Annotated in this window: 23 protein-coding genes, 1 pseudogene and 1 riboswitch; of the genes and pseudogenes, 12 read left to right on the forward strand and 12 right to left on the reverse strand. The window is 73.4% G+C overall.

Going from position 1 to position 22,273, the window contains the following annotated elements; translation table 11 throughout:
* Positions 1-6 precede the first annotated feature (6 nt).
* Entirely contained in the window at positions 7-516 is a 510-nt protein-coding gene (locus tag VE614_RS10005) for a GNAT family N-acetyltransferase (RefSeq protein ID WP_324934847.1), read from the reverse strand.
* Positions 517-656: 140 nt separating this feature from the next.
* On the opposite strand from VE614_RS10005, the gene VE614_RS10010 reads away from it, so the two are divergent.
* Together VE614_RS10010 and VE614_RS33715 are read left to right on the forward strand one after the other, a co-directional pair.
* Positions 657-1,316 carry a hypothetical protein gene (locus VE614_RS10010; RefSeq protein WP_324934849.1) on the forward strand — a complete coding sequence of 220 codons (660 nt, stop codon included), beginning with the start codon at positions 657-659 and terminating at the stop codon, positions 1,314-1,316.
* Positions 1,317-1,321: 5 nt separating this feature from the next.
* Positions 1,322-2,395, forward strand: coding sequence for a hypothetical protein (locus tag VE614_RS33715; RefSeq protein ID WP_414719552.1), 1,074 nt, complete (start codon positions 1,322-1,324; stop codon positions 2,393-2,395).
* An 80-nt stretch (positions 2,396-2,475) separates the two neighbouring features.
* On the opposite strand, the gene VE614_RS10020 is transcribed toward VE614_RS33715, so the two are convergent.
* On the reverse strand, positions 2,476-2,883 hold the full coding sequence (locus tag VE614_RS10020) for a DUF1992 domain-containing protein (RefSeq protein WP_324934851.1): 408 nt from the start codon (positions 2,881-2,883) through the stop codon (positions 2,476-2,478).
* A gap of 106 nt (positions 2,884-2,989) precedes the next feature.
* Here VE614_RS10020 and VE614_RS10025 point away from each other — a divergent pair, with 106 nt between their 5' ends.
* A complete protein-coding gene (locus VE614_RS10025) occupies positions 2,990-3,382 on the forward strand; it encodes a hypothetical protein (RefSeq protein WP_324934853.1) in 393 nt (130 codons plus the stop codon).
* A 17-nt stretch (positions 3,383-3,399) separates the two neighbouring features.
* On the opposite strand, the gene VE614_RS10030 is transcribed toward VE614_RS10025, so the two are convergent.
* The gene (locus VE614_RS10030) at positions 3,400-4,071 is read right to left on the reverse strand and encodes an O-methyltransferase (protein ID WP_324934855.1); all 672 of its coding nucleotides are present in this window, start codon (positions 4,069-4,071) and stop codon (positions 3,400-3,402) included.
* Positions 4,072-4,362: 291 nt separating this feature from the next.
* Here VE614_RS10030 and VE614_RS10035 point away from each other — a divergent pair, with 291 nt between their 5' ends.
* The 3 genes and pseudogenes from VE614_RS10035 to VE614_RS10045 all read left to right on the forward strand — a co-directional run bounded on the left by VE614_RS10035 (position 4,363) and on the right by VE614_RS10045 (position 7,138).
* Positions 4,363-6,492, forward strand: a complete 2,130-nt coding sequence (locus tag VE614_RS10035) for a bifunctional glycosyltransferase 87/phosphatase PAP2 family protein (protein WP_324934857.1) — start codon at positions 4,363-4,365, stop codon at positions 6,490-6,492.
* A gap of 189 nt (positions 6,493-6,681) precedes the next feature.
* Positions 6,682-6,827: pseudogene (locus tag VE614_RS10040) on the forward strand (XRE family transcriptional regulator); the annotation flags it as partial.
* 140 nt (positions 6,828-6,967) lie between these two features.
* Positions 6,968-7,138, forward strand: a complete 171-nt coding sequence (locus VE614_RS10045; RefSeq protein WP_324935096.1) for a DUF397 domain-containing protein — start codon at positions 6,968-6,970, stop codon at positions 7,136-7,138.
* Between the two features lie 86 nt (positions 7,139-7,224).
* Here VE614_RS10045 and VE614_RS10050 read toward each other — a convergent pair whose 3' ends face one another.
* The 8 genes from VE614_RS10050 to VE614_RS10085 all read right to left on the reverse strand — a co-directional run bounded on the left by VE614_RS10050 (position 7,225) and on the right by VE614_RS10085 (position 14,636).
* Positions 7,225-7,644 carry a transglycosylase SLT domain-containing protein gene (locus tag VE614_RS10050; protein ID WP_324934859.1) on the reverse strand — a complete coding sequence of 140 codons (420 nt, stop codon included), beginning with the start codon at positions 7,642-7,644 and terminating at the stop codon, positions 7,225-7,227.
* A gap of 263 nt (positions 7,645-7,907) precedes the next feature.
* Complete coding sequence (locus VE614_RS10055; protein WP_324934861.1) at positions 7,908-8,795, reverse strand: ECF transporter S component; 888 nt, start codon at positions 8,793-8,795, stop codon at positions 7,908-7,910.
* Complete coding sequence (locus VE614_RS10060) at positions 8,792-10,480, reverse strand: ABC transporter ATP-binding protein (RefSeq protein WP_324934863.1); 1,689 nt, start codon at positions 10,478-10,480, stop codon at positions 8,792-8,794. The genes VE614_RS10055 and VE614_RS10060 overlap by 4 nt, the downstream gene beginning before the upstream one ends.
* A complete protein-coding gene (locus VE614_RS10065; protein WP_324934865.1) occupies positions 10,477-11,556 on the reverse strand; it encodes an energy-coupling factor transporter transmembrane component T in 1,080 nt (359 codons plus the stop codon). Before VE614_RS10065 ends, VE614_RS10060 begins: the two co-directional genes overlap by 4 nt.
* A complete protein-coding gene (locus tag VE614_RS10070) occupies positions 11,549-12,208 on the reverse strand; it encodes an SCO2322 family protein (RefSeq protein ID WP_324934867.1) in 660 nt (219 codons plus the stop codon). Before VE614_RS10070 ends, VE614_RS10065 begins: the two co-directional genes overlap by 8 nt.
* A complete protein-coding gene (locus VE614_RS10075) occupies positions 12,205-13,431 on the reverse strand; it encodes a prenyltransferase/squalene oxidase repeat-containing protein (protein WP_324934869.1) in 1,227 nt (408 codons plus the stop codon). The genes VE614_RS10070 and VE614_RS10075 overlap by 4 nt, the downstream gene beginning before the upstream one ends.
* 122 nt (positions 13,432-13,553) lie before the next feature.
* Positions 13,554-13,608: riboswitch (cobalamin riboswitch) on the reverse strand.
* A 72-nt stretch (positions 13,609-13,680) separates the two neighbouring features.
* Positions 13,681-14,019, reverse strand: coding sequence for a hypothetical protein (locus VE614_RS10080; RefSeq protein ID WP_324934871.1), 339 nt, complete (start codon positions 14,017-14,019; stop codon positions 13,681-13,683).
* Entirely contained in the window at positions 14,016-14,636 is a 621-nt protein-coding gene (locus VE614_RS10085; protein WP_324934873.1) for a TetR family transcriptional regulator, read from the reverse strand. The genes VE614_RS10080 and VE614_RS10085 overlap by 4 nt, the downstream gene beginning before the upstream one ends.
* Positions 14,637-14,855: 219 nt before the next feature.
* Here VE614_RS10085 and VE614_RS10090 point away from each other — a divergent pair, with 219 nt between their 5' ends.
* From VE614_RS10090 to VE614_RS10100, 3 genes are read left to right on the forward strand one after another with little or no spacing between them, the layout of a single operon-like run.
* Positions 14,856-16,337: a glycosyltransferase family 4 protein gene (locus VE614_RS10090; protein WP_324934875.1), complete on the forward strand. Its 1,482-nt coding sequence runs from the start codon at positions 14,856-14,858 to the stop codon at positions 16,335-16,337.
* Positions 16,331-17,065, forward strand: a complete 735-nt coding sequence (locus VE614_RS10095) for a class I SAM-dependent methyltransferase (protein ID WP_324934876.1) — start codon at positions 16,331-16,333, stop codon at positions 17,063-17,065. Before VE614_RS10090 ends, VE614_RS10095 begins: the two co-directional genes overlap by 7 nt.
* A complete protein-coding gene (locus VE614_RS10100; protein WP_324934878.1) occupies positions 17,062-18,138 on the forward strand; it encodes a prenyltransferase/squalene oxidase repeat-containing protein in 1,077 nt (358 codons plus the stop codon). Before VE614_RS10095 ends, VE614_RS10100 begins: the two co-directional genes overlap by 4 nt.
* A gap of 25 nt (positions 18,139-18,163) precedes the next feature.
* Here VE614_RS10100 and VE614_RS10105 read toward each other — a convergent pair whose 3' ends face one another.
* Complete coding sequence (locus VE614_RS10105; protein WP_324934880.1) at positions 18,164-18,451, reverse strand: hypothetical protein; 288 nt, start codon at positions 18,449-18,451, stop codon at positions 18,164-18,166.
* A 142-nt stretch (positions 18,452-18,593) separates the two neighbouring features.
* Here VE614_RS10105 and VE614_RS10110 point away from each other — a divergent pair, with 142 nt between their 5' ends.
* Genes VE614_RS10110 through VE614_RS10120 form a run of 3 tightly spaced genes read left to right on the forward strand, consistent with a single transcriptional unit; the run spans position 18,594 to position 22,226 of the window.
* Entirely contained in the window at positions 18,594-19,892 is a 1,299-nt protein-coding gene (locus VE614_RS10110) for a hypothetical protein (RefSeq protein WP_324934882.1), read from the forward strand.
* Positions 19,889-21,472: a VWA domain-containing protein gene (locus VE614_RS10115; protein ID WP_324934884.1), complete on the forward strand. Its 1,584-nt coding sequence runs from the start codon at positions 19,889-19,891 to the stop codon at positions 21,470-21,472. Before VE614_RS10110 ends, VE614_RS10115 begins: the two co-directional genes overlap by 4 nt.
* Positions 21,453-22,226: a hypothetical protein gene (locus tag VE614_RS10120; RefSeq protein ID WP_324934886.1), complete on the forward strand. Its 774-nt coding sequence runs from the start codon at positions 21,453-21,455 to the stop codon at positions 22,224-22,226. The genes VE614_RS10115 and VE614_RS10120 overlap by 20 nt, the downstream gene beginning before the upstream one ends.
* The last annotated feature ends 47 nt before the right edge of the window (positions 22,227-22,273 follow it).

Consider the following 22,273-nt stretch of genomic DNA (forward strand, 5'->3'; position numbering starts at 1 on the left):
GCCCCGTCAGACGAGGTGCTTGGCGAACCAGTGCTCGGCGTACGGCTCGTCGTTGTGCGGGGCGGTCTCCTCGTAGCCGAGCCGCGCGTACAGCGTGCGCGCCTCCACCAGGTCGCCGCGCGTGTCCAGGACCAGCCGGCCGGCGCCCAGCGCGCGGGCGGCGTCCTCGGCGGCGGCCACCAGCAGGGCGGCGCCGCCCTTGCCGCGCCAGTCCGGCAGCAGGAACACCCGCGTCAGCTCGGCGACCGCCGGGTCCGTGGTGCGCCGTACGCCCGCGGTGCCGGCGGGCGTGCCGCCGTACCGCGCGACCAGCAGCCGCCCGTCCGGCGGGGTCAGCCCGCCCTCGGACCCGGCCGCGATCTCCCGCTCCAGCTCGTCCGGGTCGGTGCGGCGGCCCTCGTGCAGCAGATACCAGCGGTCGCTGACCTCCGTGTAGTACGCCCGCCAGAGGGCGAGGGCGTCGGGGGAACCGACGGGCTCGGGGGCGACGGTCCAGGCCGTCGTCGAAGAGGTCATGGTGGTCATTCTCGGGACGGCACCGGGGACTTGCGCAACCGGATTTTGAGGCGGAGCGGGTCCCCGCGCGGGCCGCTGTCGTTTGGGGCGGGGCACTGCGGCAACCCGGTCAGCGTTCCGAGAACCCGGAGGGCAACCACATGTCGACAGGCTTGATCGTTGCGTTGATCGTGATCGGGGTGGTCGTCGTCATCGGCGCCGCCTTGCTGATGCGTCGGCGCCGGGGAGCGACCGGCGGACGCGACCTGAAGCGGCGCTTCGGGCCCGAGTACGAGCGGGCCGTCGCCCGGTACGACGGAGACACCAAGGCCGCCGAGCGGGAACTGACCGAGCGTCTCGAACGCCACGGCGACCTGCGCGAACGGCCGCTGGAGCCGGAGCTTCGCCGGGAGTACGAGCAGCGCTGGCAGCTGGCGCAGGAGCGGTTCGTCGACTCGCCGCGCGACGCGGTGACCGAGGCGGACCGGCTGCTCGCCGAACTCGCCGGAGTGCGGGGCTTCCCCGACGGCGGGCACTACGAGGAGCAGCTCGCCGCGCTGTCCGTGCACCACGCGGACCATGTGCACGGCTACCGGCGCGTCCACCGCATAGCCCGCGCGGACGGCGGAGCCGACGGGCAGCCGCGGCAGGCCGCCACGGAGGAGATGCGCGAGGCGATGGTCGAGGCCCGCGCCCTGTTCGAGGACCTGGTCGCGCCCGCCCGCCACGACACCGGCGACCGGCGCCCGCCGTCCCACGCCCGCCGTGACCGCGCCCACCTGCCGTGGGGCTTCACCAGGCATCACGCCAAGGGGAGTTGAGTGACATGACCGAGATGCCACGGCACAGCGAGGACGAGCCGAGGCGGCGCGGAGGCGGCGAGGCTCCGCCCCCGTCCGGCGCCCAGCACCCCACCCCGGGCGAGGAGACCGTGCGCCCGGCCCCGGGTGACGAGGCCATGCGCCCCGCCCCGGGCGGCCGCATCCCCGGCGCGGCAGGTGGCGCCCCCGGGGCGTCGGGCCCGGTGCCGGGCACGACCGGCGGGACCCCCGGACCGGCGGTCCCGTCCCGGGGCTCCGCAGGCGCAACCACCGGGGCCTCCCACCCCGCCCCGGGCGCGGCGGGGGGAATTCCCGGGACCTCCGGCCCCGGAGGCGGGCTGGCCGGAACCCCCGGCCCCGTCCCGGGCGCGGCAGGCGGGGTCCCCGGAACATCCGGTCCCGTCCCGGGCGCGGCCGGTGCCGCACCGCAGCCCCCGGACGCCCAGCCGTCAGGCGGTCCCGCCCCCGGCGGCCGTGCCCCGCAGGCGGCGGGTGGCCGGTCTTCGGACGGTCGGCCCTCGGGCGGTACGGCGTCGGACGGCCAGGTTCCCGGCGACGGGACCCCGCCCGCTGAAGCCCAGTCCCCCGGCGCCCATCCCCCCGGCCTCCAGCCCCCGGGCGGCCAGGACCCCGGCGTCACCCGGACCCCCGTCGTCCAGCCCCTCGGCACCCAGCCCCCCGGCAATGGCGCCCCCTGGGCCGACAGCGCGCCCGGTGGCGAGGGCGGAACCGCGCAGGCCCCGGACTTCACCGGGGTCGAGTCGGGCCGGGCCCGCGCCGACAAGGCGTCGCATCTGGCGCCGCTGCTGCCGCACAGTGAGGCGGACAAGCTGTCGGAGCGGATGCGGCACGCGGTGGCCGGGTTCGTCGACGGGCCGCGGGCGGCCGTGGAAGAGGCCGATCACGTGATGGAGGAGATCGCCGCCCGGTTCACCGAGGCGATGGCCCAGCGGCGCCGCACCCTGCGCCGGTCCTGGGAGGCGACCGACGAGTCCACCTCGCCGACGACCGACACCGAGCAACTGCGGCTGGCACTCCGCGACTACCGGGAACTGGCCGACCGCCTCCTCCACCACTGACCCGGCTGACCGGGTCACTGCCACGGCCACGGCCCCGGCCGCGCCTGCGGCCCGGTCCCGGCCCGCGTTCAGCCCCCGCCTCACGCCTCCCCGTGGCCATCCCGCCACCGGCGCAGAACGTCCTCGACGTCGTACGGCTTCAGGCCGAGTGGGGGGCCGGGCGGGGGCTTGTACATCATGTCCCGGATCTTGACGTTGATATCGGTGATGATCTTGCGGGCGATTCGTTCCGAGGGGGCCGAGACCGCTGCGACCAGGGCGTCCTCCGCTTCCTTGCGGAGGGCCAGGCCGGGCGGGAGTACGGAGACGCCCTCGCGGGCCAGTTTCCGTTTGATCCACCACTGTTCGTCGTAGTCGGCCTCGATGTCGCTGGGGAGTGGTTTCCCCGCGCCGGGCAGGTCCTCGAACTCCCCGCGCGCCTTGGCGTCGCGGATCTGTTTGTCGGTCCAGGACTCGAAGCTCACGCCGGGTGGCTTTCGCTCGGTCATGCCGCCATTGTGCCGGACGCCGCCGCGCCGGGCGATTTATCATGCGGCGGCGGCAGGTCAACCGGTCGGCCGCACAAGGGTGTTACAGGACGTTAAGGAGCAGCACGTGCTCGAACTGACCATGGCCTCCGTCTCCGGAGCGGATGCGGGCGCCACGGCCGGCATGCTCATGGCTGACACGCCCAGCGAGCCGGGAGCCGTGCTGCGGGTGGGCCGCGACCAGTCCGTGTGCCGGCTGGTGACGCCGGAGGACTGGCTGTTCGTCTCCAGGGTGCACCTGGAGTTCCTGTGCGGCCCGGACGGCGTCTGGCAGGTGACCTGGCTGCGCGGCTCCCAGCCCGAGCCGTCCTCCGAGGTGCGGCTGACGGCCGGCGACCACGCGCAGCCGCTCGCGTACGGCGGCACCGCCCCGCTGCCGCGCGGTGGCAACGGTGAGGTCGTCATCCAGGATCGCACCGCCCCGCGCAGCGTGAATGTCGGGTTCTACCACGAGGTGTGACCAAAGGGCCCCGGTCCCTAGCCCAGCACCCGCGCCAGCGCGAAGCCGTCGTAGCCCTTCGTCCCCACCGTCTGGATCGCCGTCCCGCTCAGCCTCGGGTGGGTGGCGATCAGATCGAGGGCCGCGCGGGTGCCCTGGACGTCCGGCGCGTCGCTGTCCGCGTCGGCGATCCGCCCGCCCCGCACCACGTTGTCGACGATGATCAGGCTGCCCGCGCGGGTGAGCCGCAGCGCCCATTCCACGTAGCGGGCGTTGTTGGCCTTGTCCGCGTCGATGAAGACGAGGTCGAAGGGTGGCGGGTTCTCGTCGGCCAGCTGGGGCAGCGATTCCAGCGCGGCCCCGACCCGTACCTCGACGACCTTCTCCAGGCCCGCGCGGGCGATGTTGCGGGTGGCGACCTCGGCGTGCCTGGGGTCGTACTCCAGCGAGATCAGCCGTCCGTCCTCGGGCAGCGCGCGGGCGAGCCAGATGGTGCTGTAGCCGCCGAGGGTGCCGATCTCCAGGATGTTGCGCGCCCCCTGGATCTCGGCGAGCAGCCGGAGGAACGCGCCCTGGGGCGCGGTGACGCTGATCTGCGGCAGTCCGGCGGCCTGGCTGTCGCGCAGGGTCGCGCGCAGCGGCTCGTCGTCGGGGGTGAGGCGGGCGGAGAAGTACTCGTCGACGGTGTCCCAGGTCTGCGACTCGCTCATGCGCTCAGCCTCTCCCATCCGGCCCGCCGGGACACCTCCACGGCCCGCCGGGACGCCTCCACGTCCGCCGGAAGGCCTCCACGGCCCGCCGGAACCGGGACCGCGCCCGTCCCCGAAGGGCAGCCGATCCCTCGTCCTTATATCGTCTTTCGGACAAAAGCAGATCGGACGTCAGGTGAAACGGGGGTGGCCTGCGTCTTCTTCCGAGGGGCCGGGCGAGCCTCATAGGGTTCGCCCGGCAGACTCACGTATCGGGCACGTGGGGCGAACGGGGCGGGAGGCCGACGAGGCGTGGCGAATGCGGAGCACGGTGGACGATCTGCGGATGCCCCGGGAGCGACGGCGGCCGGCGTGACCGGAGCCCGGCTGCGGGCTGCCCGGGCGGCCCTGTGGCTGGTCGCCGCGGTCCTGGCGGTACGGCAGCTGGCGGTGGTCCTGGGCACGCCCAGAGGCGATCGGCTGACCGATCTGGAGACCTGGGTCGGCCCGGACGGCGTGCTGCACGTGGAGGGCTCGCTCTACGACTCGACGCGCTTCACCGGCACCCCCTTCGGCGGCCTGGTCCTCAAGCCTCTCACCCGTTCGGCGGAACAGGCCCTCGGCTGGGGCTGGACCTTCGGCACCCTCCTGCTGGTGGTCGCCCTCGGCCTGGTCGCCGCCCGCGCCCTCCCGCAGCCGGTCAGCCGCCGTACGGCCCTGTTCGCCGCGCCCGCCGCGATCAGCCTGCTCATGCTGTCGCTGCCGGTCCGCAACGCCTTCTGGCTGGGCCAGACCAGCATCATCCCGGTCCTGCTCGTCCTGCTCGGCTGTTTCGTCGTGCGCGGCCAGCGGGCCGGCGGCGCCCTGATCGGCGTCGCCGCCGCCCTCCAGCCCACCGTGCTGCTGTTCGCACCCCTCCTCTGGCTCACCGGCCGCCGCCGCGCCGCCGCCTCCCTGGCCGCGGCCTTCGCCGCCGGTACGGCGCTGGCCTGGGCGACCATGCCGCGCGACTCGTACACCTACTGGGTGCACCACCTGGCCGGCACCGGCCTCGGCGGACCGGCCGACGACCTCACCAACCAGTCCCTGCACGGCGCCCTGCTCCGCCTCGGCCTCACCGGCCCGCTGGAGATCGGCCTGTTCCTGACCCTCGGCGCGGCCGTCGCCGTGCTCGGTGTGCGCCGCGCGGTGCGCTACGCGCGCGACGGCCAGCTGCTGCTCGCCGTCGCCGTCACCGGCTGCGCGGCGATCGCGATCTCCCCGACCACCTGGCAGCACCAGCTCCTGTGGGTGCTGCTCGCGGTCGTCGGGCGGGTCGGCAAGCGGGCCGCCGACCGCCCGGTCTGGCCGGTCGCGGTCATCCTCGTGATGACCGTCCCGGCCAGATGGATGCTGCCGGACATGGGGTTCCTGCACCCGTTACGGGACAACATGGTGGTCCTCGCGGCGGTCCTCGCCGCCGCGGCGATCCCCTTCGTCTCCCGCACCTCGCCGTACTTCCGCTCGCCGATCCCCACCCGGTACGCCGCCCCGGTCCCGGCCCGTTTCCGGCACATCCCGCTGCTGCCGTTCCTGCGCCGGGTCCTGGCCCGCCCGAACCTGCTGCTGGAGATGCTGCTCATCCGCGTCACCTACGCCGCGTACTCACAGGTCCGGCTCGCGGCGACCGGCGGCACCATCTCCGGCGGCCGGGAGCGGGCCGAGCACCACGGCGAGCAGATCATGGCGATCGAGCGCGTCCTGCACCTCGACATCGAGCACGCCGTCAACCACGCCGTCGTCGGGATCGGCTGGCTGCGCGGCTTCTTCGACTTCTACTACACGTCCTTCCACTTCGCCGTCCCGCTGACGGTCCTCGGCCTCCTCTACTGGCGCCGCCCCGTCGACTACCGCTGGGCCCGCTCCACCCTCGGCCTGACCACCCTCCTCGCCCTGATCGGCTTCTGGCTCTACCCGCTCGCGCCGCCCCGTCTGATGCCGGACCTCGGCATCATCGACACCGTCCACGGCGTCCAGGACTTCTCCCAGCCCGACTACGGCACGCTCACCTCCCTCACCAACCAGTACGCCGCCATGCCCTCACTGCACTTCGGCTGGTCCCTGTGGTGCGGACTGGTGATCGCCCTCGTCGCCCCCAGGCTCTGGATGAAGGCCCTGGGTCTCCTCCACCCCCTGTTCACCGTCATGGCCATCGTCGCCACCGGCAACCACTGGGTGCTGGACGCGGTGGGCGGCGCGGTCGTCGTCCTCGCCGGCTTCGGCCTCGTGTACGTCCTTCAGGGCCCGAGGGCGTCGGCCGCCGTCGCGCACTCGAACCAGACGGTCTTGCCGCCGCCGGTCACCGCGTCCACGCCCCATTTGTCGGCCACCGCGTCCAGCAGCACCAGCCCGCGGCCGGTCTCGGAGTCGGGCGACGCGTCACTGGAAAAGGACGGCAGCTGATCCGAGCCGTCGGTCACCTCCACCCGGACCGCCGCGGTCAGCCGTAGCAGGACGACCGTGCAGCGGCGGTCCGGGACATGCCACGTTCACGGTACGAGGCTGACGTGGCGTCGCTACGCTGCGCCATCGATCGGACGCAACGGGTTTCCGTGTGGGCGGAGTTGACCGAGTGTCACAGAGGGGCCGTGCGTGCACATCAATGTTCTCGGTCCGGGTGCGTCGCCGCTTGATTACTACGGCTCCGAGTTGCGTCGCCTAGAGAGGCGGCGGGGCTGACACGGCGGCAGCTCGGGGAGATCGTCACCTACACCGGGTCGCTGGTCGGCCAGACTCAGGGACTCGGCGGAGTTGATGCGGCGGGTGATGGAGGAACGCTATGGCGAGCAACTCGATTCCGGCGGGGATCCAGTCGCGTAAGGCCAGTTAGAGCGGCGATCAGGGCGGCCAGTGCATCGAGTGCGCGCCGATCGGCGACCTGGCGTGGCGTAAGTCCAGCTACAGCAGTGACCAGGGCGGCGAGTGCGTCGAGGTCGCTGACCTCCCCACCGCCGTAGCCGTCCGTGACTCCAAAAACCCGGAAGGGTCCGTGCTCACACTGGCCCCGGTTGCTTTCTCGGAGTTCGTCGGCTGGGCCGCGCAGCGGTGAGCGGCTGACGTGGAAACGCCCGAGGGCGGCGGCCAGGGGATCATTGGCCGCCGCCCTCGGGCGTGCTTGAGGGGTGCAGGTCCGGCTCAGTACCAGCCGTTGGCCTGCCAGAAGTTCCAGGCGCCGACCGGGCTGCCGTAGCGGGAGTTCATGTAGTCCAGACCCCACTTGATCTGGGTCTTGGCGTTGGTCTTCCAGTCGGCGCCGGCGGCGGCCATCTTGTTGCCGGGCAGGGCCTGGACCAGGCCGTAGGCGCCGGAGGACGGGTTCGTGGCGTCGACGTCCCAGCCGCTCTCGTGCTCGACGATCTTGCTGAAGGCGTTGTACTGAGCGGCGCTCGGGATCAGCTGCTTCGCGATCGCCTTCGCCTCGGACGGCGAAGCGGTCGTCGCGGCGTGCGCCGGAGCGGCGGTCAGCGCCATGCCGGTGGCGGCGGCGGCCACGGCGGCGGTGGTGAGGGCCTTCTTCGGGGACGCGATGCGGCGGGCGATGCGGGCGACAGACACGTGGAACCTTTTCCTTCGGGGACTGGGGTGTCGCGGCATGCCGGAACCACGCGATGCGGGGCGGGGGCAATGCGTCGGCGCCGAGGCCCGTGGGCTCGTCGGCGCCGTGCGACGTCATCCAGAGAAGCAGGCCGGGAGGGGGTCCGCAATGACCCCCTTTACTAGTGGTAGTCGCATTCGCGATGAAGGTCGTTCGTGTGACGTGGCTCTCAATGCCCAGGTCAGCCGCGCAATTGGCGTGGACATGGCGTCCGATTTGTCTACTATTTCCCGTCGTATGTGACCTGCGCCCTGTGGGCCGCTTCACGCTCCGGAGCCCCTTCCAGGGCCTCGAATGTGACCCCGGTCTCGAAGGCGGCACGTCGCGTGGCCCGCCGCAGCGCCTTCAGGACGGCAGGACCGAGGGCGAACGTGAGGACCACCGTCAGGAGGGCGCGGCCGAGGTCCCAGCCGAGGGAGGTGGCGAGGCAGTAGGCGAGGAAGCGGGCGAAGTTCGCCGCGGTGCCCGCGGTGGGGTCCGGGGCGATGCTCGACGTGCCCGTGGGGTTCTCGAGGTCCTGCGGGAGGAAGGGCCAGCCCTGCGCGTTCATCACCAGGCCGTACGCGAACGCGGCCAGGAAGCCGTAGCCGGCGAGCAGCGCCAGTTCCGCGCGACCGCGCAGCCGGTGCGGGCCCGGCAGCAGCCCGGCCCCCATCGTGAACCAGCCCATCGACAGCATCTGGAACGGCATCCACGGCCCCACACCCCCCGTGAGCAGCGCGGACGCGAACATGCTCAGCGAACCCAGGGCGAAGCCGAAGCCGGGCCCGAGGACCCGGCCGCTCAGCACCATCAGGAAGAACATCGGCTCGATACCCGCCGTGCCCGCGCCGATCGGCCGCAGCGCGGCCCCCGCCGCCGCCAGCACCCCGAGCATCGCCACCGCCTTCGCGCCCAGCCCCGACTCCGCGATCGCCGCGCCCACCACGGCGACCAGCAGCACCAGCAGGCCCGCGAAGAGCCACGGGGCGTCCTGGCTGTGTCCGGCCACCGCCGCCGCGGGCGGGGCGAAGAACGGCCACAGCAGCGAGGCCGCGCCGATCGCGCTGGTCAGGGCGAGGGCGATGACCGAGCGGAGGCCGAGACGGATGGGGCGGGCCTGCCGGGTCATGCCAGCGCCTCCCTGACCTGCGCGACGGTGAGCCACTCCTGCGGTGCGAGGATCTTCGTCACCTGGGGCGCGAACGACGGGGAGGAGACCACCACGTCGGCCGTCGGGCCGTCCGCGATCACCTCGCCCTCGGCGAGCAGCACCACCCGGTGCGCGATCTCGGCCGCCAGCTCCACGTCGTGCGTGGCCAGCACGATCGCGTGCCCCTCCGCCGCCAGCTCCCGCAGGTGGGTGACCAGGCGCGACTTCGCCGCGTAGTCCAGCCCCCGGGTCGGCTCGTCCAGCAGGAGCAGCGGCGGGCGGGCGGCCAGCACCACTGCCAGGGCGAGCGTCAGCCGCTGGCCCTCGGAGAGATCACGGGGGTGCGTGTCGTCCGTGATGCCCGGCAGAAGCTCGGACACCAGGGCACGGCAGGTGCCCGGCGCGGCGCCCGCGTCCTCGTCGGCCGCCGCGCACTCGGCTGCGACCGTGTCGGCGTACAGCAGGTCCCGGGGCTCCTGCGGGACCAGGCCGACCCGGCGGACCAGCTCGCGGGGCGGGGTGCGGTGCGGGACGGCGCCGCCGACGCGGACCGATCCGCAGGCCGGTTCCACCAGCCCGACCAGGGAGGAGAGGAGGGTGGACTTCCCGGCGCCGTTGCGGCCCATGAGGGCGACGGTCTCGCCCGGGGAGACGGTCAGGTCGACGTGGCGCAGAGCCTGGACCCGGCCGCGGCGGACGGCGAGGGAGCGGACCTCCGCGGCGTACGGGGAGGAGGGGACGGCGGGGGCCGGTTTCTGCTTGCGGAACCAGCGGCGGGGGGCGGGCGGGACGACCCGGACGGCCTCCGTCGTCGCGGCGGTGGCTTCGGGAGCCCTGGTCGTGTCCTTCCCCTGGAGGCGTGCGCGCAGGTCCGTCGCCCGGCGGCGGGCGTCGCGGACCGTCAGCGGGAGCGGGGACCAGCCCGCCAGCCGGCCCAGGTCCACCACCGGCGGGAACACCGGCGACACGGCCATCGTCCCGGCGGGTTCGCCGAGCACGGGCGGGGCGCCGGGGGAGGGCAGGAGCAGTACCTGGTCGGCGTACTGGACGACCCGTTCCAGCCGGTGCTCGGCCATCAGCACGGTCGTCCCCAGGTCGTGGACGAGCCGCTGGAGGACGGCCAGGACCTCCTCGGCGGCGGCCGGGTCCAGGGCCGAGGTCGGCTCGTCGAGGACCAGCACGCTCGGGTGCGGGGTGAGCACCGAGCCGATCGCCACCCGCTGCTGCTGGCCGCCGGAGAGCGTGGCGATCGGCCGGTCCCGCAGGGCGGCCAGGCCCAGCAGGTCCAGCGTCTCCTCCACCCGGCGGCGCATCACCTCCGGCGGCAGGCCCAGCGACTCCATGCCGTAGACGAGTTCGTCCTCGACGGTGTCCGTGACGAAGTGGGACAGCGGATCCTGGCCCACCGTGCCGACCACGTCCGCGAGTTCGCGCGGCTTGTGGGTGCGGGTGTCGCGGCCCGCGACCGTGACCCGGCCGCGCAGGGTGCCGCCGGTGAAGTGCGGGACCAGCCCGCTCACGGCGTTCAGGATCGTCGACTTGCCGACACCGGACGGGCCGACGAGCAGGACCAGTTCGCCCTCCGGGACCTCGAAGTCCACGGCGCGGACGGTGGGTTCCGAGGCCCCGTCGTACGTCACGGAGACGTCTTCGAAACGGATCACGACGGCTCCTTCTCATGGTCCGGCGGCGCCGTGACGAACGCCGGGAGCAGGCCGAGCAGTACGGCCGCGGCGGGCCACACGGGAAGACTCGGGGCGGTCAGCGGGACGACGCCCGGATGCAGGGCCGCCGGGTCGGCCGAGGCGGCCAGGAAGAGGGCCGCGGCGACCGCCGCACCGGACCCGGAGACCAGCCAGGCGCGCGGACCCCACGGGTCCGGGCGGTACCGGGTGCGCGGCGAACGGCGGCCGCCCAGCCACAGCCCGGCCAGCGCGGCACCGACCCCGGCCAGCAGCACGGGCACGCCGTACGCGCCGCCGTCCGCGGTGAGCAGCCCGTACGTCCCCGCACACACCCCGAGCAGCCCGGTCAGGGTGAGCGCGGCGGTCGTACGGCGGACGGCGGGCGGGACCTCGGCCGTACGGCCGTAGCCCCGTGAGTCCATCGCGGCGGCGAGCGCCACCGAACGCTCCAGCGCGCCCTCCAGCACCGGCAGACCCACCTGGAGCAGGCCCTTGAGCCCCTTGTCCGGGCGCCCGCGCAGCCGACGGGCCGCGCGCAGCCGCTGCACGTCCGCGATCAGGCTCGGCGCGAAGGTGAGCGCCACGACCACCGCGACACCCAGCTCGTACAGCGCCCCCGGCAGCGACTTCAGCAGCCGGGACGGACTCGCCAGCGCGTTCGCCGCACCCACGCAGATCAGCAGCGCGGCCAGCTTCAGACCGTCGTAGAACGCCCTCACCAGCACCTCCGCCGTCACCTCACCCCCCAGGCGGATGCCCTGAGCCCACGCCGGGAGCGGGACCTCGGGGAGGGTGACGAGCGTGTGCGTACCGGGGATCGGCGAGCCGAACACCACCGCGAACACCAGACGGATCAGCAGCACCGCGAGGCCCAGCTTGAGGAACGCGCCGTAGGAACGGGCCCACGGGGCGTCCGGGCGGCGGGCCGCGACGACATACGCCGAGACCGCGATGAAGAGGGCGAGGAGGAGGGGGTTGGTGGTGCGGGTGGCCGCGATCCCCAGCGAGAGGGACCACAGCCACCAGGCACCCGGGTGCAGCGACGGGTCAGTCATGCCTGCGTCGTCGCGTCTGCCAGACCGCCGCCGCACCGAGGACCGCCACCACCGCGCCGCCCGCGACGAGGCCGAGGGAGGGGCCACGGTCGTCCCCGTCCTCGGCCGCTTCCTTCGGAGTGTCTCCCTCGGCCTGCCCCTCGCTGTCACCGCTCACCTGCTCCCCGCACCCCTTCTCCGGATAGCCGGAGATGGCGCACAGCAGCGCGTTGGTGTCGTAGCGCAGCGGCTTGGCGACGGCGGCCAGCGCCTCCGCGGTCGTCGCGTCCGTGGCCACGCTCGCGCAGGCCGTCCGGCGGGCGGGCGGCGTCTCCCCGGACGGGGCGTCCGCCGCCGTACCGAAGTCGAGGACCAGCGCCACCCGCTTCCTGCCGTCCCGCCCGGGCGTACGGGCGCAGATCACGTCGAAGTCCGCCGCGCCGCGCGGCTCGGCGGCGTCCTGCGAGTTCGCGCTGACCGCGAACCGGAAGCCCTGGACGTCACCGTCGGACGGCCGGGCGGTGGCCGGGCCCTGGGTGGCGTACGCCCAGCGGTCGCCGTCGCGGTCCCAGAACGACCAGTAGCGGTAACCGGCGGCCTGCGCCGGGCCCGTGCCCAGCGACAGGAACAGCGCGGCCGTCAGCAGGGCCGCCGCGGCACGGCGGACGCTCACGCCTGCCGCCCCTTCTTGCGGCCGCTCAGCAGGAAGCCGATGCCGATACCGCCGACGAACAGGGCGCCGATGACCCACCACATGCCGCTGCCGTCGCCGCCCTTGTCGGCCGCGTCGTCCTGCTTGCTCTCGTTCTTGTCGGCGGCCTGGGGAGCCGGCCCGGTGGCGTTGAGCTGCCTGACGAGGTCGGTGCCGCCGAAGTCGCGCGGCTCGGTGCCGGTGGCGAGGGCGGCGAAGATCAGCTGGGCGTAGGCGGCGGGGCCGTTCTGCCTCGCCCAGCCGGCGGAGTTCTCCTCCAGCCACTTCAGCGGCTTCGCGGCCCGCTCGGCACCGCCCTGCGCGGCGAGCGCGACGACCGCGTCGGCGGTGTTGCCGAAGTCGGGCTGGTCCTCGGCGCCCGGGAGGGCGGAGACGAGGTGGCCGTCCTCGGCGAGGGCCTCCGCGAGGTAGGCGGCGCCGTTGGCGGCGGCCTGCCCGGGAGAGTTGGCGTCGGCGCACTTCGGCGGGGAGCCCTTCTCGCCCGCCCTGGCGTCGAGGCCCTTGCCGAGCGCACCCAGCACACCGGCGGCCGTGGCGTCCGCGTTGGCGGCGAGCTCGCCCTTCTTGTCCGGCTGGTAGGCGAAGGCGCCGCCGTCCTTCTCGTCGCAGGGGAGGGCGAGGGCGAGCAGCGCGTCGTACGGCGACTTGCCGCCCTTCTTCACCCCGGCGGGCTTCTCCCCGGCCGCGGCGAGAGCCCCGATCACGATGGACGTGGAGTTGGCGTCGCTGGGCGACCCGGCGCCGAAGCCCCAGCCGCCGTCCTTGTTCTGCACGGACTTCAGCCAGCCGACCGCCTTGCCGGTCACCGCGTCGTGGCCGCCGAGCGCGGCGAGCGCCTGGACCGCGGCGGAGGTGGCGTTGGTGTCGAGCATGGTCTTGGCGTCACACGCCGTGGCGGTGTCCGCGCGGAAGGAGGCGAACGCGCCGTTCGCGCACTGCTGCCCGGTCAGCCAGTCCACGGCCTGCCCGGCGGGCCGCACCCCCACGGCGTCCTGCGCGAGCAGCGCCAGCGACTGCCGCCACACGCCGTCGTAGGTCGGGTCGCCCGAGCCGTACAGCCCGGACGGGACCGCCACGGACGGCGTGGCGGACGGGGACGGGTCGGCGGCCCGGGCGACCGGGGTCGCGGCGACACCGATCACTGCGGCGGCGGCCAGGGCCGCGGCGCTGCGGCGGATGTTCATGATCGGCGGATGCCCTCTCTGCGGGGAGCAGGGCAGCACCGGAGACGACCGGGCGGCCCGGCTCCGTAAACCTCGACGGTGCTGAGCCGTTCCACGTCCGCACGGGGCGATCCGGCTCGCCGCTCCCTGCTCGGGCCACGGCTCACGGTTGCGGGTCAGCGCCGGATTTGCACCGGCTTTCCCCCGTACGGGTGTGATACGACGCGGCCACTTTACCGGGCGGTCCGGGGCGCCACCCGGAGTGGTGCGTTACGTCGATCCCATCGGACCCGCCGGTCCTGCCGGGGTTGCGTCGCGGACGTGGACCCAGCCGGTCCCGGTGGTTCCGGAGCCGGCCGGAAGGGTGAGGAACTCGCCGACGCCGCCCGCGTCGTAGAGGGTGGCGTCCGTGGCGTGGAGGTGCCAGGCGCGGTCCGGTTCGGCGGTGGCGTCGGGGGACGTCAGGGGGATCGTGGCGGTCGGTTCGGTCTCGACACCGGCGACGGCGCGGATGGCGGAGAGGACGGGAGGGCCGTGGTGCGCCGCCGTGTCCTCCAGGACGTGGAGGCCGCAGTGCTCCAGGAGGTCGCGCCAGGCAGGGCGTGTCATCGGGGGGTGTCCGGGTCCGTCAGGTCGATCAGCCTGCACACCGTCTCGATGTCGACCTTCACCTGGGCGATGGAGGCCCGGCCGGAGAGCCAGGTGATGAGGGCGGAGTGCCAGGTGTGTTCGATGACGCGGACGGCGGAGAGCTGGGCGGGGGTGGGGTGTTCCCGGCCCATCGCGTCGAGGATGATCGCGGTGGTCTGGCGGGAGACCTGGTCCACCTCGGGGCTGACGCTGCGGTCGGCGAAGGTGAGGGCGCGGACCATGGCGTCGGCGAGGTGCGGTTCGCGCTGGAGGGCGCGGAAGGCGCGCATCAGGGTCTCCGCGACGCGTTCGGCGGCCGTGTCGCCCGCCGGGGGCTTCTTGCGGAGGGTGCCGTGCATGTGTTCCAGCTGGTCCTGCATGGTGGCGACCAGGAGGTGGATCTTGGAGGGGAAGTAGCGGTACAGCGTGCCGAGTGCCACCTGCGAGGACTCGGCGACCTCCCGCATCTGGACCGCGTCGAACCCGCCCCGGCCGGCCAGCTGCGCGCTCGCGCGCAGGATGCGGCGCCGGCGGGCCTCCTGCCGCTCGGTGAGGGGCGAGGCGGGGTGTGCGGTGGCGGCTTCCACCTTCTCCATGGGTCCCGTTCCGTGACAGTCCGTGAGGGTGTGCGATCACACAGCATGGCAGGGTTCGCGACCGGTGGGGGCCGTGGCGTGAATCACCTGATCCACTTCTCACAGCGCCGCTACCTGCCGGTAGATTCGGAGCCTCTTGAACGATCAAGTCTGAAACTTGTTCTAGGTTAGCGTCCCGGCATAATCTCGCGGGACAGTGCAGGGAGAAGGGGGCCCAGAGTGACCGCTGAGGCCAGGGAGGCCGGGTCCCCCGGGGACCTCGCCGCCGACGGCTTGCGACCGCTCCGCATCGCACTCCTCACCTACAAGGGGAACCCGTTCTGCGGCGGTCAGGGCGTCTACGTCCGCCACCTCTCCCGCGAACTGGCCCGCCTCGGTCACCACGTCGAGGTCATCGGCGCCCAGCCGTACCCGATCCTCGACGAGGGATACGACAACCTGCGCCTCACCGAGTTGCCCAGCCTCGATCTCTACCGGCAGCCCGACCCCTTCCGCACCCCCCGGCGCGACGAGTACCGGGACTGGATCGACGCCCTGGAAGTGGCGACGATGTGGACCGGCGGCTTTCCCGAGCCGCTGACCTTCTCGCTGCGTGCCCGTCGCCATCTGCGCGCCCGGCGCGGCGAGTTCGACGTGGTGCACGACAACCAGACGCTCGGCTACGGCCTGCTGGGCGACGTGGGTGCCCCGCTGGTCACCACCATCCACCACCCGATCACCGTCGACCGGCAGCTGGAGCTGGACGCGGCGGAGGGCTGGCAGCGCCGGTACTCGGTGCGGCGCTGGTACGCGTTCACCCGGATGCAGAAGCGGGTCGCGCGCCGGCTGCCGTCCGTGCTGACCGTCTCCGGCACCTCGCGGCAGGAGATCGTCGACCATCTCGGCGTACGCCAGGACCGTGTTCATGTCGTGCACATCGGCGCCGACACCGATCTCTTCTCGCCCGACCCGTCGGTGGCGCGCGTGCCGGGGCGGATCGTCACCACCTCCAGCGCGGACGTGCCGCTGAAGGGCCTGGTGTTCCTGGTCGAGGCGCTCGCCAAGGTCCGTACGGAGCACCCGGGCGCCCATCTCGTCGTGGTCGGCAAGCGGCCCACCGAGGGACCGGTGGCGCAGGCGATCACGCGGTACGGCCTGGAGGGCGCCGTCGAGTTCGTCAAGGGCATCTCCGACGCCGAACTGGTCGACCTCGTCCGCTCGGCGGAGGTCGCGTGCGTGCCGTCCCTCTACGAGGGCTTCTCCCTGCCGGCCGCCGAGGCCATGGCGACGGCGACGCCGCTGGTCGCGACGACGGGCGGGGCGATCCCCGAGGTCGCGGGCGCGGACGGCGAGACGTGCCTCGCGGTGCCCCCGGGCGACGCGGGCGCGCTGGCCGCCGCGCTGGTACGGCTGCTGGGGGACCCCGAGCTGCGGGCGCGGCTGGGCTCCGCCGGGCGCGAGCGGGTGCTGGCCAGATTCACCTGGGCACGCGCCGCCGAGGGCACCGTCGCCCACTACCGCGAGGCTGTCGCCCCTGCCGCGGGCCAGGCCCCCCGCCGCTCCGCGACGGCCACGGCCCGCTCCACGCCCCGGCTCGCGGACACGGACGGCTCCGCGTCCCGGCTGCCGGACACGGCCCCCTGCGCGGCCCCCGGCGGGACGTCCGCGTCCTCCGAAGTTGTCACAGCTGGATCCAACCCCGAAAGCAGGGCCACGTGCTGACCGTCGACTTCTCCCGGTTCCCGCTCGCCCCGGGCGACCGCGTCCTGGACCTCGGCTGCGGCGCCGGCCGGCACGCGTTCGAGTGCTACCGGCGCGGCGCGCAGGTGGTCGCGCTGGATCAGAACGGCGAGGAGATCCGCGAGGTCGCGAAGTGGTTCGCGGCGATGAAGGAGGCCGGGGAGGCCCCCGAGGGCGCGACCGCGACCGCGATGGAGGGTGACGCGCTCGCGCTGCCGTTCCCCGACGAGTCCTTCGACGTCGTGATCATCTCCGAGGTGATGGAGCACATCCCGGACGACAAGGGCGTCCTCGCGGAGATGGTGCGGGTGCTCAGGCCGGGCGGGCGGATCGCGGTCACCGTGCCGCGCTACGGCCCGGAGAAGATCTGCTGGGCCCTGTCCGACGCCTACCACGAGGTCGAGGGCGGCCACATCCGCATCTACACCGCGGACGAGCTGATCGGCAAGATCAAGGAGGCCGGGCTCAGGCCGTACGGCAGCCACCACGCCCACGCGCTGCACTCGCCGTACTGGTGGCTGAAGTGCGCGTTCGGCGTCGACAACGACAAGGCGCTGCCGGTGCGGGCGTACCACAAGCTGCTGGTCTGGGACATCATGAAGAAGCCGCTGGCCACCCGGGTCGCCGAGCGGGCGCTGAACCCGCTGATCGGCAAGAGCTTCGTGGTGTACGCGACCAAGCCCCACCTGCCCCGGGTGGACGCCAAGTGACCACACCCCGCACCGAACACCTCGTCCTGCCCGGGGTGCTCACCGCCGAGCAGGCCGCCGCGACCGTCCGCGGCATCCTCGCGGTGCAGCGGGAGGACGGGGCGATCCCGTGGTTCCGCGGGCACCACCTCGACCCGTGGGACCACGTCGAGGCCGCGATGGCGCTGGACGCGGCGGGCGAGCACGAGGCCGCCGAACGGGCGTACCTGTGGCTGGCCCGGCACCAGAACGCGGACGGCTCCTGGTACGCGGCGTACGCCGACGGCGACCCGGACGCCGTCACCGACCGCGGCCGCGAGACCAACTTCGTCGCCTACGTCGCCGTAGGGGTCTGGCACCACTACCTGTCGACCGGCGACGACACCTTCCTGGACCGCATGTGGCCCGTGGTGTACGCGGCCGTCGAGTTCGTGCTGCGGCTCCAGCAGCCCGGCGGTCAGATCGGCTGGAAGCGCGAGGACGACGGCACGCCCCTCACCGACGCGCTGCTCACCGGCAGCTCCTCCATCCACCACGCGCTGCGCTGCGCGCTCGCCGTCGCCGAGCAGCGCGAGGAGCCCCAGCCGGACTGGGAGCTGGCCGTGGGCATGCTGCGGCACGCGATACGCCGGCACCCGGAGCGGTTCCTGGACAAGGACCGTTACTCCATGGACTGGTACTACCCGGTGCTGGGCGGCGCGCTGACCGGCGCGGAGGCCAAGGCCCGGGTGGAGGAGGGCTGGGAACGGTTCGTCGTGCCCGGCCTCGGCGTGCGGTGCGTGGTGCCGAACCCGTGGGTGACGGGCGGCGAATCCGCCGAACTGGCCCTCGCCCTGTGGGCGACCGGCGAGTCCGACCGGGCGCTGGAGATCCTCAAGTCGATCCAGCATCTGCGCGACGCCGAGACCGGCCTGTACTGGACGGGCTACGTCTTCGACGACGACGCCGTCTGGCCCCGCGAGCTGACCACCTGGACGGCCGGCTCCCTGGTCCTCGCCGTCGCCGCCCTCGGCGGGCACGAGGCGACCTGCGCGGTCTTCGGCGGCGACCTGCTGCCGAGGGGCCTGGAGGACCCGGAGTGCTGCGAGGCCTGACGGCGTGAGGTCCCGCAGCCGGGGATCAGTGGCGGTAGATGCGGTTCGCTATGCCATGGCCCACGAACAGGTAGACGACGGCGGCGAGACCGTAGCCGCAGACCACCCGCGCCCATGCCGCGTCGAAGGTGAACAGGTCGTGTGACCAGCCCGCCAGCCAGCGCGCCGCGTCATGGACGAACTGCACGAAGTCGTTGCCGCGGTTGGCGTCGAACAGGTACATCAGGATCCACAGTCCCAGGATGAGGGCCATGATGTCGGCCACGATCGCGATGGCCCGGCCTGCCTGGGTGGAGCGATATCGAGGGGACATACCCGCCGGGTTGCCGCTCCGCCCGGTTCGAAACCGTGTGCGGCCATCTGGTGCGAGTTTGCCGGGAGTTGGTGCTTCCGCTGGCCGCCGTACGCCGCCGTCCTCGATAATCCTGCCCCCGTGCTGAGCGGCAGGAGGGCCGTTGTCCGACGACAGAACACCCGACGACAGAACACCCACCATCGAGGAACCGCGGCTCACCACCCGGCGCACCGACCGCCGCCGCGTCCCCCGGCACGTCCTGGCCGTGCTGCCGTTCGCCGTCGCGGGGCTGATCTCCTTGCTGCTGTCGGGCAACACCCTGCGGCCCCTGGAGCACATCACCACGATCGAGGCCCGCATGGCCTCCAAGTCCGACTACTTCAAGGACCCCGAAGTACAGCGTCTGTTACTCCGGCACGGCATACGTGTCGACATCCACCGGCTCGGCTCCCGCGGCATCGCCACCCAGTCCCTGCGCGGCATGGACGTCGTCTTCCCCTCCGGCCAGCCCGCCGCCAAACTCGTCCTGGACCGCCAGGACCGCTCGGTGCGCTCGGTCCGCCCCTTCGTCAGCCCGCTGGTCCTCGGCACCTTCCGCGACTACGCCGAGACCCTGGTCGAGGCGGGGGCCGCCACCCCGCAGCCCGCCCCGGGCGGCACCCTCTACTACGACCTCGACATGGTCCGCTTCATGCGTCTCCTCGACGGCGTCGACGACCCCGAGAACCCCAAGGACGGCACCGGCCGCACCGCCGACACCTGGAACGGCATCGGCTACGACGACATCAGCCGCGACGGCCGCAGCAACAGCGGCCGGGTCCTGGTGCGCACCTCCAACGTCTGCGAGTCCAACGCCGCCGGCACCTACCTCAGCCTCCTCGCCTTCGTCGCCAACGGAAACCGCACCCCCGGCACCCGCGCCGGCGGCGACACCCGGCCCGCCGCCGACGCCGTCCAGCATCTCGCCGCCGAGATCAAACCCCTCATCGACCTCCAGGGCATGTGGGCGGACGAACAGGCCGAGAGCTACTTCTCCGACCTGGGCGAGTCCATCGCGCCGGTCTCCCTCCTCTACGAGCACCAGTACCTGGCCCACCAGCTCGACCACCACGAGCGCAACGGCGCACAGGACACCCGCCGCGTCCTGCTCTACCCCACCCCCTACGCCCTCACCGAACCCCAGCTGATCTCCCTCACCGACCAGGGCGACCGGCTCGTCGAGATCCTCCAGGAGGACGAGGACCTGCGCCGCCGGGCCATCGAACTCGGCTTCCGCGTCCGCTTCTCCGGCGCCGACGGCACCAGCGACCAGCTCAACGCCTACCTCGCCGAACACGCCATCCAGGTGCCGAAGGAGAACAGCGACCGGACCAAGGCCTACGAACCCGACCTGGAGATTTTGGAGGACATCATCGACCACGTGGGCGACTGCCCGCCGCCCGTCCGGGACACACCATGAGGGCCGCCGTACGGGCCGTGCTCGGCCTCGTCCTGCTCGGCACCGCGCTCACCGCCTGCACGTCCGACGACGACCCGGTCACCCTGCGCGTCCTCGCCAGCCCCGAACTCGCCGACGTGGCACCCCTGCTGGACGACCTGGAGGACGACACCGGCGTCCGGCTGGACATCGACTACCGGGCCAGCGCCGACCTCGACGGCCAGCACCCGGCCCGGGACGGCACCCCCGCCTACGACCTCGCCTGGCTCACCTCCGACCGCTCCTTCCTGCTGCGCGTCCGGGACTCCGACGGCCACCTCACCCGCCCCGAGTCCACCCCGGTCATGCGCTCCCCGGTCGTCGTCGGCCTCGCCCCCGCCCCCGCCCGCGCGCTGCGCGCCGACGCCCCCGGCGGCCGGATCTCCTGGGCCGACATCGCCGACGCCGCCGCCGACGGCACCGTACGGTTCGGCATGGCGGACCCGCGGCGCAGCGACACCGGCCGCGCCGCGCTCGTCGGCGTCGCCACCGCCGCCGCCGGCACCGGCAGCGCGCTGCGCGAACAGGACGTCGCCTGCGACCGGCTGCGCGGCTTCCGCTCCGGCCAGAGCCTCACCGCCGCCAGCTCCCGCGACCTCGTCGGCCGCTACCCCGCCCGGCAGGACGACACCAACGCGCTCATCGCCCACGAGGCCGAACTCCTCGCCCTCAACGCCTCCGGCACCCTGCGCGCCCCCCTGGAGATCGTCCACCCCGACGACGGCATGGTCCTGTCCGACTTCCCGCTGCTGCTCCTCGACCCCGGACAGCGGCGGGCGTACCGGAAGGTGACCGACTGGCTGCTCGCCGCGGACACCCAGCGCGTCCTGATGGAGCGCACCCACCGCCGCCCGGTCAACCAGGACGTCGAACCGTCCGCGCGGCTGCGCACCCCCGTCGGCAACGCGCTCTCCTTCCCCGACCGCCTCTCCATCGTCGAGCGGCTGATCACCGACTACGGCGACCCCGGCCACTCCACCGCCGACCAGGTCGTCTTCGTCCTCGACTTCTCCACCTCCATGCGCGGCGACCGCATGGCCGGACTGCGCGCCGCCTTCGCCGGGCTCAGCGGCGCCGACGAGACCGCCACGGGCAAGTTCGCCCGCTTCTACCGCGGCGAACGGCTGACCGTGGTCCGGTTCGGCGGCCGGGTCCTGGAGGAGCGCACGGTGACGGTGCGCGGCGACGCCGACCTGCGCGACCTCAACGAGACGGTGGCCGACGGCGGTTACGACGACGCGACCGCCCTCTGGTCCGCCCTCGACCGGGGCTACCGCATCGCCACCGCCGCCGTACGCGAGGAGCCCGCCCGGCCCGTCGCGATCGTGCTGATGACCGACGGCGAGAACAACGCGGGCCTCACCTACCGGGAGTTCCTGCGCCGCCACCGGGCGCTCGCGCCCGAGTCCGAGGCGGTTCCCACCTTCCCCGTCCACCTGGGAGAAGCCGACCCGAACGCCCTGCGGCGGGCCGCCGAGGCGACCGGCGGCCGCATGGTCGACGCCGGGCTCTCCTCCCTTTCCGACGCGTTCAAGGAGATCCGTGGGTGTCATCGACAGTGAGTGGTGGGCCCTGTGGTGGCCGTGGCTGGTCGTCTGGGCGGCGACGGCGGCCTGCTGGGCCGTCCTGCTGCGCCACGCCCTGATCCGCCTCGGCGGGCCCCGCAGACGCCGCCAGGGCGGCCGCACGGTCCACGGCATGTGCTTCTTCCTGCACGAGCAGCGGGTGATGGACCTCTACCAGCAGGGCGGCTTCTCGGCCGCGCTGGAGCAGGAGGTCGCCGACCGGATCAACGTCACCAGCGGCCTCGGCCTGCGCGCCAAGTTCGGCCTGGGCGGCGGCAAGGCGAACCGGGACGTCACCAAGGAACGCGTCACCGCCTACATCCGGCAGAGCACCCCGATCACGGTGATACGCCTGCTCATGGACACCATGCGCAAGGAGGACGTGGTCGTCCAGGCGGACCTCACCACCGGCCTGATCGTGCCGAACCGGGCCCTCGCCGGCACCCTCCGCGAGCGCGGCGACCGCGTCCCGCTCACCTCCGTGGCCGTCGTCTCCGCGTTCGTCTCCGTCACCGGCCGCTTCACCGCCCGCCGCTCCGACAGCGGCGACATCGTGCTGCGCGCCCCCTACGGCGACGGCCCGCGCCCCGCCCACGTCCGCGTCACCTGCGAGGCGGCGGGCGTCCGGGAGGGCTTCCAGAACGCGGAGTACTTCACCGGCGAGTTCCAGGCCCGCTGCCTCGGCAAGGTGCAGACCTGGAACAGCGAGACGGGCGAGCTGTCCTTGAACCCCGTGGCGATTTTCCTGTAGGGGGCGGGAGTTCGGCTCGGCTCGGCGAGGGACCGCCGCGTCCGGGA

This window comes from Streptomyces sp. (genome assembly GCF_035645055.1).
Classification (GTDB): Bacteria; Actinomycetota; Actinomycetes; order Streptomycetales; family Streptomycetaceae; genus Streptomyces.

Bases quoted from the DNA above. Each gene is read 5' to 3' on its own strand.
- VE614_RS10005 (WP_324934847.1), bottom strand. From the start codon at position 516: ATGACCTCTTCGACGACGGCCTGGACCGTCGCCCCCGAGCCCGTCGGT.
- VE614_RS10085 (WP_324934873.1), bottom strand. From the start codon at position 14,636: ATGGAGAAGGTGGAAGCCGCCACCGCACACCCCGCCTCGCCCCTCACC.
- VE614_RS10080 (WP_324934871.1), bottom strand. From the start codon at position 14,019: ATGACACGCCCTGCCTGGCGCGACCTCCTGGAGCACTGCGGCCTCCAC.
- VE614_RS10075 (WP_324934869.1), bottom strand. From the start codon at position 13,431: ATGAACATCCGCCGCAGCGCCGCGGCCCTGGCCGCCGCCGCAGTGATC.
- VE614_RS10105 (WP_324934880.1), bottom strand. From the start codon at position 18,451: ATGTCCCCTCGATATCGCTCCACCCAGGCAGGCCGGGCCATCGCGATC.
- VE614_RS10030 (WP_324934855.1), bottom strand. From the start codon at position 4,071: ATGAGCGAGTCGCAGACCTGGGACACCGTCGACGAGTACTTCTCCGCC.
- VE614_RS10055 (WP_324934861.1), bottom strand. From the start codon at position 8,795: ATGACCCGGCAGGCCCGCCCCATCCGTCTCGGCCTCCGCTCGGTCATC.
- VE614_RS10065 (WP_324934865.1), bottom strand. From the start codon at position 11,556: ATGACTGACCCGTCGCTGCACCCGGGTGCCTGGTGGCTGTGGTCCCTC.
- VE614_RS10115 (WP_324934884.1), top strand. From the start codon at position 19,889: ATGAGGGCCGCCGTACGGGCCGTGCTCGGCCTCGTCCTGCTCGGCACC.
- VE614_RS10020 (WP_324934851.1), bottom strand. From the start codon at position 2,883: ATGACCGAGCGAAAGCCACCCGGCGTGAGCTTCGAGTCCTGGACCGAC.
- VE614_RS10010 (WP_324934849.1), top strand. From the start codon at position 657: ATGTCGACAGGCTTGATCGTTGCGTTGATCGTGATCGGGGTGGTCGTC.
- VE614_RS33715 (WP_414719552.1), top strand. From the start codon at position 1,322: ATGACCGAGATGCCACGGCACAGCGAGGACGAGCCGAGGCGGCGCGGA.